The sequence below is a fragment of the Nocardioides marmotae genome (genome assembly GCF_013177455.1).
GTDB lineage: Bacteria > Actinomycetota > Actinomycetes > Propionibacteriales > Nocardioidaceae > Nocardioides > Nocardioides marmotae.
In genome coordinates this window covers 2,539,259-2,552,624 of the sequence record NZ_CP053660.1, presented here as the reverse complement: position 1 = coordinate 2,552,624, position 13,366 = coordinate 2,539,259, and the positions used below count along the sequence as shown (strand labels likewise).

Annotated in this window: 9 protein-coding genes; 8 read left to right on the top strand and 1 reads right to left on the bottom strand. The window is 70.3% G+C overall.

All coding sequences use genetic code 11. The features are described from left to right. The first annotated feature begins 15 nt into the window (after positions 1-15). Positions 16-2,370, top strand: a complete 2,355-nt coding sequence (locus HPC71_RS12290; protein ID WP_394370164.1) for a RelA/SpoT family protein — start codon at positions 16-18, stop codon at positions 2,368-2,370. Positions 2,371-2,649: 279 nt separating this feature from the next. On the opposite strand, the gene HPC71_RS12285 is transcribed toward HPC71_RS12290, so the two are convergent. Further along, positions 2,650-3,879: a DUF349 domain-containing protein gene (locus HPC71_RS12285; protein WP_171896750.1), complete on the bottom strand. Its 1,230-nt coding sequence runs from the start codon at positions 3,877-3,879 to the stop codon at positions 2,650-2,652. Between the two features lie 147 nt (positions 3,880-4,026). Here HPC71_RS12285 and HPC71_RS12280 point away from each other — a divergent pair, with 147 nt between their 5' ends. The 7 genes from HPC71_RS12280 to HPC71_RS12250 all read left to right on the top strand — a co-directional run bounded on the left by HPC71_RS12280 (position 4,027) and on the right by HPC71_RS12250 (position 13,220). Continuing rightward, positions 4,027-4,755, top strand: coding sequence for an MBL fold metallo-hydrolase (locus tag HPC71_RS12280; protein WP_171896749.1), 729 nt, complete (start codon positions 4,027-4,029; stop codon positions 4,753-4,755). A gap of 3 nt (positions 4,756-4,758) precedes the next feature. Then, entirely contained in the window at positions 4,759-6,144 is a 1,386-nt protein-coding gene (hisS, locus tag HPC71_RS12275) for a histidine--tRNA ligase (RefSeq protein WP_154617389.1), read from the top strand. Then, positions 6,141-7,931 (top strand): aspartate--tRNA ligase, encoded by a 1,791-nt coding sequence (gene aspS / locus HPC71_RS12270; RefSeq protein ID WP_171896748.1) that lies wholly within the window; start codon positions 6,141-6,143, stop codon positions 7,929-7,931. Before hisS ends, aspS begins: the two co-directional genes overlap by 4 nt. A gap of 147 nt (positions 7,932-8,078) precedes the next feature. Next, on the top strand, positions 8,079-9,098 hold the full coding sequence (locus HPC71_RS12265) for an ABC transporter permease (RefSeq protein WP_154617393.1): 1,020 nt from the start codon (positions 8,079-8,081) through the stop codon (positions 9,096-9,098). A 67-nt stretch (positions 9,099-9,165) separates the two neighbouring features. Beyond that, positions 9,166-10,944 (top strand): ABC transporter substrate-binding protein, encoded by a 1,779-nt coding sequence (locus tag HPC71_RS12260; RefSeq protein ID WP_154617395.1) that lies wholly within the window; start codon positions 9,166-9,168, stop codon positions 10,942-10,944. 132 nt (positions 10,945-11,076) lie between these two features. Next, complete coding sequence (locus HPC71_RS12255; protein WP_154617397.1) at positions 11,077-12,087, top strand: ABC transporter permease; 1,011 nt, start codon at positions 11,077-11,079, stop codon at positions 12,085-12,087. Between the two features lie 2 nt (positions 12,088-12,089). Continuing rightward, positions 12,090-13,220, top strand: a complete 1,131-nt coding sequence (locus tag HPC71_RS12250) for an ABC transporter ATP-binding protein (RefSeq protein WP_257866265.1) — start codon at positions 12,090-12,092, stop codon at positions 13,218-13,220. Positions 13,221-13,366 lie beyond the last annotated feature (146 nt).

Sequence of the window (13,366 nt, the reverse complement as noted above, 5' to 3'; positions counted from 1 at the left end):
GCCTAGACTGCGTACGTGACCGAGGACCGCGCCCCCGCCCCGAGCGGCGGGCGCCCGCCCGCCAAGCCGCGGGTGCCGCGGCCGGCCCCCCACGACGGCGCCGGGTCGTCCTCCTCGACGCCCAGCACCCGCGGGATGCGGGCCCGCCTCGCGCGGATGGGCACCCGCAGCCAGCCGACCAACCCGGTCCTCGAGCCGCTGTTCCGCGCCGTGCGTGCGAACCACCCGAAGGCCGACCTCGCCCTCCTCGAGCGCGCCTACGACGTGGCCGCGAAGATGCACGGCACGCAGATGCGCAAGAGCGGCGACCCCTACATCACCCACCCGCTCGCGGTCACCACCATCCTCGCCGGCATCGGGATGACCGAGCCGACGCTGGTCGCCGCGCTCCTGCACGACACGGTCGAGGACACGCCGTACACCCTCGAGGCGCTGCGCGCGGACTTCGGCGACGAGGTGGCCCAGCTCGTCGACGGCGTCACCAAGCTCGACAAGGTGGTCTACGGCGACACCGCCGAGGCCGAGACGATCCGCAAGATGATCGTGGCGATGTCGCGCGACATCCGCGTCCTCGTGATCAAGCTCGCCGACCGCCTCCACAACATGCGGACCCTGCGCTACGTCAAGCAGGAGACCCAGGAGCGCAAGGCCCGCGAGACCCTCGACATCTACGCCCCGCTGGCCCACCGCCTGGGCATGAACACCCTCAAGTGGGAGCTGGAGGACCTCGCGTTCGCCACGCTCCACCCGAAGATCTATGACGAGATCGTGCGGATGGTCGCGGAGCGGGCGCCCTCGCGCGACCAGTTCCTCGCCGAGGTGATCAGCCAGGTCGAGAACGACCTGCGCGAGGCGAAGGTCAAGGCCACCGTCACGGGTCGGCCGAAGCACTACTACTCGATCTACCAGAAGATGATCGTCGGCGGCCGGGAGTTCTCCGACATCTACGACCTGGTCGGCATCCGCATCCTCGTCGAGGAGGACCGCGACTGCTACTCCGTCCTCGGCGTCCTGCACTCGCGCTGGAACCCTGTCCTGGGCCGGTTCAAGGACTACGTCGCGATGCCGAAGTTCAACATGTACCAGTCGCTGCACACGACGGTGATCGGCCCTTCGGGCAAGCCGGTCGAGGTGCAGATCCGGACCTTCGCGATGCACCGCCGCGCCGAGTACGGCGTCGCTGCGCACTGGAAGTACAAGGAGGACGGCCGGGCCGGCCTCGACACCGACCGGCAGGCCGACGGCGACGACATGACCTGGGTCCGGCAGCTGCTGGACTGGCAGAGCGAGGTCGAGGACCCGGGGGAGTTCCTGGAGTCCCTCCGCTTCGAGATCAACCGGGCCGAGACCTACGTCTTCACCCCGCGCGGCGACGTCATCGCGCTCCCGGCGGGCTCGACCCCGGTCGACTTCGCCTACGCCGTGCACACCGAGGTCGGGCACCACACGATCGGCGCGCGCGTCAACGGGCGGCTCGTGCCGCTGGAGTCCACGCTCGAGAACGGCGACGTGGTCGAGGTCTTCACCTCCAAGTCCGAGAACGCCGGCCCCTCGCGCGACTGGCTGACCTTCGTGAAGTCGCCGCGGGCCCGCTCCAAGATCCGCCAGTGGTTCTCCAAGGAGCGCCGCGAGGAGGCCATCGAGCAGGGCAAGGAGCAGATCGCCAAGCTCATGCGCAAGGAGGGGCTGCCCCTCAAGCGGCTGATGTCCCACGAGTCGCTGACCCTCGCCGCCCGGCACTTCTCCATCGCCGACGTCTCCGCGCTCTACGCCGCCGTCGGCGAGGGCAACCTGTCCGCGCAGGCGGTCGTCCGGCGGGTCATCGAGGAGCACGGCGGGCAGGACGCCGCGCAGGAGGACCTCGCCGAGGCGGTCACGATCACCGGCCGGCGCGGCCGGTCGAAGGTCTCGCCCGGAGGCGGCGACTCCGGCGTCATCGTCAAGGGCGCGCCCGACGTCTGGGTCAAGCTCGCCAAGTGCTGCACGCCCGTGCCGCCCGACGACATCCTCGGCTTCGTCACCAAGGGCGGGGGAGTCTCGGTCCACCGCCACGACTGCACGAACGCCGCCGCGCTGAAGTCCCAGCCCGAGAAGCTGCTCGACGTCGAGTGGGCCCCCACCGGAACCTCGACGTTCCTGGTCAACATCCAGGTCGAGGCGCTCGACCGGGCCCGCCTGCTCTCCGACATCACCATGGCGCTCTCCGATGAGCACGTGAACATCCTCAGCGCGAACCTCTCCACCACCCGCGATCGCGTCGCGAAGAGCCGGTTCACCTTCGAGATGGCCGAGGCCAAGCACCTCGACCAGGTCCTCAATGCGGTCCGCGGGGTCCCCGGCGTCTTCGACGCCTACCGCGTCACCTCCTGACCACCACCGAGCGCCAGCGCCACCGCTGGTTGAGCAGCGAGCGCCAGCGTCCACCGCTGGTTGAGCAGCGAGCGCCAGCGTCCGCCGCTGGTTGAGCAGCGAGCGCCAGCGAGCGTGTCGAAACCCCGGAAGTGACGCAGGGCGGCGACCACGACGGTCGCCGCCCTGCCTCGTCTCACCGGGTCTCGACACGCCCGTCGCGACCTCGCAAGCCCGGTCGCGGGGCTTGCTCGACCTCCTCCTCGAGGACGGCCGGGCTCGTCCCTCGCCCGGCCGTCCTCAACCGGAGAAGTCCGCGGAGGCCTTCCGGGCCATCTCGAGGAACGCCTGGCGCGAGGCGAGGTTCTCCTCCAGCTCCCGGACCTTCTTCTCGTTGCCGGCGGTGCGGGCCTGGTCGAGCTCGGCCTGGACGGTGGCGATGGCGGTCTCGAGCTTCTGGACCAGGTCACCGGCGCGGGCGGACTTCTCGGGGTCCGAGCGCTTCCACTGCTCGTCCTCGACGGCGCGGATGGCCTGCTCGACCTTGCGGATGCGGCCCTCGAGCTCCTTCATCCGGTCGCGCGGGACCTTGCCGGCGGCGTCCCAGCGCTCGGCGAGGTCGCGGAAGGCGCGCTTGGCGGCCTCCACGTCCTCGACCGGCAGCAGCGCCTCGGCCTCGACGAGCAGCTGCTCCTTGACCTCGGCGTTCGCGGCGAACTCCTGGTCCTGCTCGGCGGCCGCGGCGTCCCGGGCCCCGAAGAAGGTGTCCTGCGCGGCGCGGAACCGCTTCCAGAGGGCGTCGTCGACGTCCTTGGGTGCGGGCCCGGCGGCCTTCCAGTCGCGCATCAGGTCGCGGTAGCGGCCCGCGGTGGGGCCCCACTCGGTCGAGCCGGCGATCTTCTCCGCCTCCACGACCAGGCGCTCCTTGACGACCCGAGCGGCGTCGCGCTTCTCGTTCTGCTCCGCGAAGTGCGCCTTGCGGCGCCGGGTGTACGCCGTGCGCGCCGAGGAGAACCGTCGCCACAGCGCGTCGTCGGAGGCGCGGTCGATGCGTGGCAGCGCCTTCCACTCCTCCAGCAGGTCCCGCAGCCGGTTGGCGCCGTGGCGCCAGTCCGAGCCCTGGGCCAGCTTCTCGGCCTCGCCGACCAGCTTCTCCTTCGCGGCCTTCGCCTCGGCCGACTTCACGGCCTTCTCGGCGCGGCGCGCTTCGCGCTGGGTCGCGATCACCGGGCCCAGCGCGTCGAGACGGGCGCCGAGCGCCGCGAGGTCGCCGACGGCGTTGGCGTCGGTCACCTGGGCGCGGACGGTCTTCACCGACTCGGCGGCCTCCTCGGGGGAGAGCACGCCGGAGCGCACCCGCTGCTCGAGCAGCTCGACCTCGAAGGCGAGCGCGGCGTACCGCTCGGTGAAGAAGGACAGCGCCTCCTCGGGGGTCCCCTCGGGGTACTGACCGACGGGGCGCTCCCCGTCTGCGGTCCGGACGTAGACGGTGCCGTCGTCGTCGACACGGCCCCACTCATGGCTCGTCACTGCTGGTCCCTCGCATCGATGGTCGCGGGCGGCTCGCTCACGCAGGCGGCAATCCTAGTCAGGTACGGCGCCTCCCCGCGCGCGTCGCGCAGGACGGACCCGAATCCCGATGGAAACGCGACGCCGACCCGCGGGTAGCCTGACCGGGTGCTGATCGCCGGATTCCCCGCTGGGCCCTGGGGGACGAACTGCTACGTCGCCGCCACCGGTCCGGGCGCCGAGTGCGTCGTCATCGACCCCGGCAAGGACGCCGCCGACGGGGTCGCCCAGGTCGTCCGCGAGCACCGGCTCAAGCCCGTCGCGGTCCTGGTGACCCACGGCCACGTCGACCACATGTGGTGCGTCGCGCCCGTGGCCGGCACGTACGACGCCACCGCCTGGATCCACCCCGAGGACCGCCACCTGCTGAGCGACCCGATGGCCGGCATGTCGCGTGAGACCACGCAGATGCTCCTCGGCGGGAAGTACAGCTGGGCCGAGCCCGACGACGTCCGCGAGCTGGCCGACAGCCAGGAGCTGGAGCTGGCCGGGCTGCGGTTCACCGTCGACCACACCCCGGGCCACACGCGGGGCTCGGTCACCTTCCGGTCGCCGTACGAGCAGCAGGACGTCAGCGAGGTCATGTTCTCCGGTGACCTGCTCTTCGCCGGCTCCATCGGCCGCACCGACCTGCCCGGCGGCGACCACCCGACGATCCTGCGCAGCCTGCGCGAGAAGGTGCTGACGCTGCGCGACGACGTCGTCGTCCTGCCCGGCCACGGGGAGCAGACCTCGATCGGTCGTGAGCGTGCGACCAACCCGTTCCTGCTGGACCTCCAGGACACCGATCCCGCCGGTCCGGCGAATCCGACCACCCCCGTGACGCGAGGTCTGTGACCGATGGCCAAGCCGACCCCGCTCAGCGGGTTCCCCGAGCTGCTGCCCGAGCAGCGCTTCGTCGAGCAGCAGGTCATCGACACGCTGCGCACCGTCTTCGAGCTGCACGGCTTCGCCGGCATCGAGACCCGCGCCGTCGAGCCGATGGACCAGCTGCTGCGCAAGGGCGACACCTCCAAGGAGGTCTACGTCCTGCGGCGGCTCCAGGAGACCGACACCGCCGCCGACTCCGGTCTCGGGCTGCACTTCGACCTGACCGTGCCCTTCGCCCGCTTCGTGCTGGAGAACGCCGGCAAGCTGGAGTTCCCCTTCCGCCGCTACCAGGTGCAGAAGGCCTGGCGCGGCGAGCGCCCGCAGGACGGCCGCTACCGGGAGTTCACCCAGGCCGACATCGACATCGTCGGCAAGGACGAGCTGCCGTTCCACCACGACATCGAGGTCACCCGGGTCATGGTCGACGCGCTCTCGCGGCTGACCGACCCCGCGGTGCTGGGCCTGCCGCCGTTCCGGCTCCAGGTCAACAACCGCAAGCTGATCCAGGGCTTCTACGCCGGCCTCGGCGCGCCTGACCCCGCCGAGGTGATGCGGCTGGTCGACAAGCTCGACAAGCTGCCCGCCGAGACGGTGCGCGGCATGCTCCTCGAGGAGGCCGGCCTCTCGCCCGAGCAGGCCGACCGCTGCCTGGAGCTGGCGACCATCCGCAGCACCGACGACTCCTTCGTCGACCGCGTCCGGGCGCTCGGCGTCGAGGACCCGCTGCTGGAGGAGGGGCTGACCGAGCTCGCCGCCCTGCTCCGCGGCTGCGCGTCGCTGACCGGCGACCAGGTCACCATCGAGGCCGACCTGTCCATCGCGCGCGGGCTGGACTACTACACCGGCACGGTCTTCGAGACCCGCCTGGAGGGCAGCGAGTCGCTCGGCTCGATCTGCTCCGGTGGCCGGTACGACGCGCTGGCCAGCGACGGCCGCACGACGTACCCCGGCGTCGGGATCTCCCTCGGCGTGAGCCGCGTGCTGGTCCCGCTGCTCAACCGCGGCGCGCTCGTCGCGGACCGCAAGGTGCCCTCGGTCGTGCTCGTCGCGCTGACCGGCGAGGACACCCGCGAGGAGTCCGACGCCATCGCCACCGCGCTGCGCGCGAACGGCGTGCCCTGCGAGGTCGCCGCGACCGCGCAGAAGTTCGGCAAGCAGATCCGCTACGCCGAGCGCCGCGGCATCCCCTACGTATGGTTCACCGGCGACGACGGCCACCAGGTCAAGGACATCCGCACGGGGGAGCAGGTCGCCGCTGATCCGGCCACCTGGACCCCACCCGCCGCCGACCACCGACCCCGGGTCGTGGTCGCCACCGGCTCGACCACCCCACCAGCCAAGGAGCAGAAGCAGTGATCCGCACCCATGACGCCGGCGCCCTCCGCGCCGAGCACGTCGGCCAGACCGTCACCCTCGCCGGGTGGGTGGCCAACCGACGCGATCACGGGGGCGTCGCCTTCATCGACCTCCGCGAGGCCAGCGGCGTCGTCCAGGTCGTCATCCGCGACGAGGAGGTCGCCCACCAGCTGCGCGCGGAGTTCTGCCTCAAGGTCACTGGCGAGGTGACCGCGCGCAAGGAGGGCAACGAGAACCCCAACCTCGCCACCGGCGAGATCGAGGTCGTCGCCACCGAGGTCGAGGTGCTCAGCACCGCCGCGCCGCTGCCGTTCCCCATCAGCGACGCTCAGTCGTCGAGTGGGGAGGTGGGGGAGGAGGTCCGCCTCAAGTATCGCTACCTCGACCTGCGCCGCTCCGGCCCGGCCGCCGCGATCCGCCTGCGCAGCAAGGTCAACAAGGCCGCGCGCGACGTGCTCGACCGCCACGACTTCGTCGAGATCGAGACCCCCACGCTGACCCGCAGCACCCCCGAGGGTGCCCGCGACTTCCTCGTCCCGGCGCGCCTGCACCCGGGCAGCTGGTACGCCCTGCCGCAGAGCCCCCAGCTGTTCAAGCAGCTGCTCATGGTCGGCGGCATGGAGCGCTACTACCAGATCGCGCGCTGCTACCGCGACGAGGACTTCCGCGCCGACCGGCAGCCGGAGTTCACCCAGCTCGACATCGAGATGTCCTTCGTCGACCAGGAGGACGTCATCGCGCTGATGGAGGACGTCCTCGCCGAGATGTGGGCGCTCATCGACGTCGAGATCCCGCGCCCGATCCCGCGGATGACCTACGCCGAGGCGATGGCCAAGTACGGCTCGGACAAGCCCGACCTGCGGATGGGCAACGAGCTCGTCGAGTGCACCGAGTACTTCAAGGACACCCCCTTCCGCGTCTTCCAGGCCGAGTACGTCGGCGCGGTGGTCATGCCGGGCGGCGCGAGCCAGCCCCGCAAGCAGCTCGACGCCTGGCAGGAGTGGGCCAAGCAGCGCGGCGCCCGCGGGCTGGCCTACGTGCTCGTCCAGGAGGACGGCACCCTCGGCGGCCCCGTCGCCAAGAACCTCACCGAGGAGGAGAAGGCCGGCCTCGCCGCGCACGTCGGCGCCCAGCCGGGCGACTGCATCTTCTTCGCCGCCGGTGCCACCAAGTCCAGCCGCGCCCTCCTCGGCGCGGCGCGCCTGGAGATCGGCCGCCGCTGCGGGCTGATCGACACCTCGGCGTTCGCCTTCACCTGGGTCGTCGACGCGCCGCTCTTCGAGCCCGCCAGCGAGGCGGTCGCCAGCGGCGACGTCGCCGTCGGCGCCGGCGCCTGGACCGCGGTGCACCACGCCTTCACCAGCCCCAAGCCGGAGTACCTCGACACCCTCGAGGAGAACCCCGGCGCGGCGCTGGCCTACGCCTACGACATCGTCTGCAACGGCAGCGAGCTCGGCGGCGGGTCGATCCGGATCCACCGCGAGGACGTCCAGAAGCGCGTCTTCTCGGTGATGGGCATCGGCGAGGAGGAGGCGCAGGAGAAGTTCGGCTTCCTCCTCGACGCCTTCAAGTACGGCGCGCCCCCGCACGGCGGCATCGCCGTGGGCATGGACCGCATCTGCGCGATCCTCGCCGGTGCGGACTCGATCCGCGACGTCATCGCCTTCCCGAAGTCCGGTGGCGGGTTCGACCCGCTCACGGCCGCGCCCGCACCCATCACCCCTGCCCAGCGCAAGGAAGCCGGTGTCGACGCCGAGCCGGCGAAGGATGTTGCGGACCCGGCCTGAACCGCCGGACGACCCTGTCCGAGGGTCGAGACCAGATCGTTACTCGCGAGTGATCGCGACGCCGTGGCACGTCACATAGAGTCACGCCCGGCGCGCACCAGAGCGCGGGTCGGGATTCTCCCGGCCCTGGACCACATTGAGGTGAGCATGTCGGCACAGACGGCCGGTCCCGAGACCCTCGGACACCTGAGCGAGGAGCCCCCCGCCCCGGACCCGACGTCGAAGGAAGCCAAGGCGATCGCCGGCAAGTCGCCGATGCAGATCGCGTTCGGTCGGCTGCTGAAGGACAAGGTCGCCGTGGTCTGCGGGATCGTGGCGCTGTTCTTCGTGCTCATCGCGGTCTTCGCGGGGGTGATCGCCGACATGTTCGGCGTCTCCCTCGACCCGGGTCGTCCCAGCCAGGTCCTCGACTTCTCCACCCAGCTGCCGAAGGTCGGCCCGCCGAACCACGGCTTCGACCCCGAGCACCCGTTCGGGATCGCGCCGCAGACGGGCGCGGACAACCTCGCGCACTGGCTCTACGGAGCGCGCACCTCGCTGATCATCGCGGGCAGCGCGACGCTCGTGGCCTCGATCGTCGGCGTGGTCACGGGTCTGCTCGCCGGCTTCCTCGGCGGCATCGTGGACAAGGTCCTCTCGTTCGTCATCGACTTCTTCCTGACGGTGCCGTTCCTGCTCGCCGCCCTGACGATCGCGCCGATCATCAACGACCGGTTCGCGCTCTCGGAGAACTACCCGACGATCCAGCGGTGGTCGCTCATCGCGATCCTGGCGATCTTCGGGTGGATGGGCCTGGCCCGCCTGGTCCGCGGTGAGGTCCTCTCGCTGCGCGAGCGGGAGTTCATCCAGGCCGCGCGGGTGATCGGCATGCCGACCCACCGCATCCTGATCAAGGAGCTGCTGCCGAACCTCGCCGCGCCCATCGTCGTGAGCGTCTCGCTGACGCTGCCGGCGTTCGTCGCCCTCGAGGCCGGCCTGGCGTTCCTCGGCATCGGTGTCACCTCGGGCGCCTCGTGGGGCCAGACGGTCTCCGACGCGGTGCCGTGGTTCGACAAGTACGCGCTCTACCTCTGGGAGCCGCTGCTCGGCATCGTGCTGCTGGTCCTCTCCCTCAACCTGCTCGGTGACGCCATCCGCGACGCGATGGACCCGAAGACCCGGCGCTGACCGCGCCCCCCACACGCCGCCCACGATCCTCCTCGCGGGCGCGACCACTGGAAAGAAAGGCTGGACAATGAGACGGACCAAGCCGCTGGCGATCGTCGCCTGCGCTGCGCTGCTCTCCCTCGCCGCATGCGGCGGAGGTGGAAGCGACGACGACACCCCGGGTGCCGACAAGAGCTTCCGCAACGCGGACACCGACATCGCCAAGGACGCGGAGCTCCAGGGCCCCGCCGAGCCCATCGAGGGCGCGAGCGAGGGTGGCACCGTGACGGTGTACCTCCCCGACGACCCGGGCCCGGAGGACCTCGACCCGACCAACGGCTGGTCGGTCACCGGCAACTCGATCCAGCAGGCGCTGACCCACCGGTCGCTGACGCAGTACAAGCGCACCGAGGACGGCACCATGATCCTCGTGCCGGACCTCGCCGAGGACCTCGGCACGCCGAACGACGACTTCACCGAGTGGACCTTCACGATCCGCGAGGACGCCAGCTGGGAGACCGGCGACCCGATCACCGCCGAGGAGGTGGCCTTCGGCATCGAGCGCTCGCTCGACTCCGCTGCCTTCCCCTCCGGCCCGGGCACCGAGTACTCGGTGAACTTCTTCGCCGGTGCGGACAAGTACAAGGGTCCCTACACCGACGCCAAGAAGTCCGACGCCTACGACGCGATCACCTTCGACAACGACGCGCGCACGGTCACCATCAAGATGGCCAAGCCGTTCCCGGACATGGACTACTGGGGCGCGTTCATGGCGATGGGCCCGGCTCCGCTGGGCGACGCCTCCGAGCCGCCGGAGTACGGTCGCAAGCCGCTCTCGACCGGCCCCTACAAGGTCGAGTCCTTCCGCCCGAGCGAGGAGCTCGTCCTGGTCCGCAACGACCAGTGGGTGCCCGAGAGCGACCCGGCCCGCCACCAGTACCCGGACAAGTGGGTCTTCAAGTTCTCCGCCGACCCGACCCAGGTCGACCAGATCATGCTGAGCGGCAACGCCCAGTCGCAGACCTCGCTCTCGGCCTCGCTGTCGTCGTCGAACTACGCCGACGCCACCGAGAAGCTCGGTGACCGCCTGGTCCAGCAGTCCGCCCAGTGCACCAGCTTCTGGGCCCCGGACTACACCAAGATCACCGACATCAACGTCCGCAAGGCGCTCGCCTACGCCTACCGCTACGAGGACGCCTGGCTCGCCTCGGGCGAGGTGCCCGGCGTGACCCGCGTCCCGGCGAACTCGATCATGCCTCCGGGCATGGCGGGCAAGAAGGAGTACAACGTCGACGGGGAGCAGTTCACGTACAACCCCGAGAAGGCGAAGGAGCTCCTGAGCGAGGCCGGCTACGAGCCGGGCGAGTTCGAGATCACCATGGCCTACAACGAGGGCACCCCGACCACCGAGGCCGCCCAGGAGCAGCTCGAGGCGGGTCTCGAGGAGTCCGGCTTCAAGGTCACCGCGATCCCGGTCCCGATCGAGACCTCGCTGTACACGATCTGGACCGACCCGAGCAACAACATCAACAAGCGCCTGAACCTGCGTGGCGTGAACTGGTGCTCGGACTGGCCGTCCGGCTCCACCATGCTCCCGGCGCTGCTGCGCACGGGTGCGACGTACAACACCGCGCTGTTCTCCGAGCCGGCGATCGACGCGGAGATGGACGCCATCAACGAGCTCCCGCTCGAGGAGCAGGCTGACGCCTGGGGCTCCCTCGACGAGGAGATCTCCACCGAGTACTTCCCGATCATCCCGACCGCGTTCCGCAACGACCTCTTCGCCTTCGGCGAGAAGATCGGGAACCCGACCGGCGACGGTGCCCTGGGTGCTCCGAACTACAAGGACCTGTACGTCGCCAAGTGACGTCCGGTCCTGACCGCTCCATCGTGAGCTGATCGACCAAGGGTGGGGCCTCCGGGATCCGGGGGCCCCACCCGCTCGACGCGGACCTGCACCCCAGGTCCCTGTGAAGTCCCAGAGAAGGAGAGACCTGGCGTGTTCGCGTACCTGGTCAAGCGGCTCTTGTCCGGCGTGGTGGTGGTCTTCCTCGTCTCGCTCAGCATCTTCCTGCTCTTCTGGTTCGGGCCCTCGAGCCCGGCGCAGCCCATCTGCGACCGCGACACCAGCAACCGCTGCACCCCCGAACGGCTCGCCAACTTCGAGGAGAACCTGGGGTACAACAACCCCTGGTACACCGAGTACGGCACCTTCGTGAAGGGCGTCTTCGTCGGCCGCGAGATCCAGTTCGGCTCGACGAAGAAGTTCGACTGCCCGGCCCCGTGCCTGGGCTACTCCTACCGCACGAAGACCCCCGTCTTCGAGGAGATGAAGGAGCGGATGCCGGCGACCTTCTCGGTCGCGCTCGGCGGTGCCGCCCTGTACCTCATCCTCGGCATCCCCATCGGCGTGGCAGCCGCGCGAAGACGAGGCACGCTCGCCGACAAGGCCCTGGTCTCCTCCTTCCTCGTGCTGAGCTCGGTGCCCTACTACCTCTTCGCGCTGCTGACGTGGTTGTTCCTGACCGTCCAGTGGGAGATACCGCTGTTCGCGGAGACCGGCTACTTCCCCTTCACCGAGAACCCGGCCAAGTGGTTCTCGGGACTGTTGCTGGCCTGGATCGCGCTCGGCATCTTCGGCTGCACCCAGTACACCCGGTACGCACGTGGCTCGATGGTCGAGGCGTTGTCGGAGGACTACATCCGCACCGCCAAGGCCAAGGGCCTCAGCCAGACCAAGGTCGTCTACAAGCACGGCCTCCGCGCCGCCCTGGTGCCCGTCGTGACGATCTTCGGCATCGACTTCGGCACGCTGCTGGCCGGCACGATCTTCACCGAGCGCATCTTCGACATCGACGGCATCGGGTTCTGGAGCCTCCAGGCGGTCAACGGACGTGACCTGCCGGTGGTCTCCGCGACCGCGCTGTTCAGCGCCATCGTGCTGATCTTCAGCAACCTGATCGTCGACCTGATCTACAGCGTCCTGGACCCGAGAGTGAGACTGTCGTGACCGTGACCACCCAGCCGTCCCGGTCGACGGCGCCCGTGGGCGGCGACGAGCCGTTCCTCGTCGTCGACGACCTGACGGTCCGGTTCCCGACCGAGGACGGCCTGATCACCGCCGTCGCGGACCTGAGCTACTCCGTCGGCATGGGGGAGACCCTCGGCATCGTCGGTGAGTCGGGCTCGGGCAAGTCGGTCTCGAGCATGGCCGTCCTCGGCCTGCACGACGCCCGCACCGCCCAGGTCACCGGGTCGATCCGCGTCGGCGGCACCGAGGTCATCGGGCTCGGTGAGTCGCGCATGCGCAAACTGCGCGGCAACCAGGTCTCGATGATCTTCCAGGACGCACTCGCGGCGCTGCACCCCTTCTACAAGGTCGGTTCGCAGCTCGCCGAGGCCTACCTGGTCCACCACCCGAGCGCGAGCAAGCGCGACGCCCGCCGCAAGGCCGTCGAGATGCTGGACCGGGTGGGGATCCCGCAGCCGGACCGGCGCGTGGACGACTTCCCGCACCAGTTCTCCGGCGGCATGCGGCAGCGCGCGATGATCGCGATGGGCCTGATCAACGACCCCTCGCTGCTGATCGCCGACGAGCCGACGACGGCGCTCGACGTGACCGTCCAGGCGCAGATCCTGGACCTGCTGCAGGACCTGCAGCGCGAGTTCAACTCCGCGGTCATCATCATCACCCACGACCTCGGCGTGATCGCCGAGATGGCCGACGACGTGCTGGTCATGTACGCCGGCCGGGCGGTGGAGTACGGCCCGACGCGGGAGATCCTCACGCACCCGGAGATGCCGTACACCTGGGGCCTGCTCTCGAGCGTCCCGGACGTCACCTCCGACACCAGCGCGCGGCTGATCCCGATCCCGGGCAACCCGCCCAGCCTGCTGAGCATGCCGACCGGCTGCTCGTTCCACCCGCGGTGCGCCCACGTGGACAAGGTCCCGGGCGACCTGTGCTCCACCACGATCCCGGACCTGGTCCCGGGCAGCCGCGGGCCGGGCCACCTGAAGCGCTGCCACCTGGCGGACCCCGATGCGGTCTACAAGACCGAGGTCCTGCCGGAGATCGCCCCCGACCTCGCCGCCGGAGACCCCGGCGTCGACGTCGCAGCACGACCCGACGAGGAGAGCTGATGTCCGACCTGAACGTCGACCCCGGCGCGGACAACCCGGAGATCACCGAGGGCGGGGAGCTCCAGGACGGCGCGAAGGAGACCCGCGTGCCGTTCGAGGAGCTGGCCAAGCGCACCAACGCGGCCAACACCCTGGACCCGACCGCC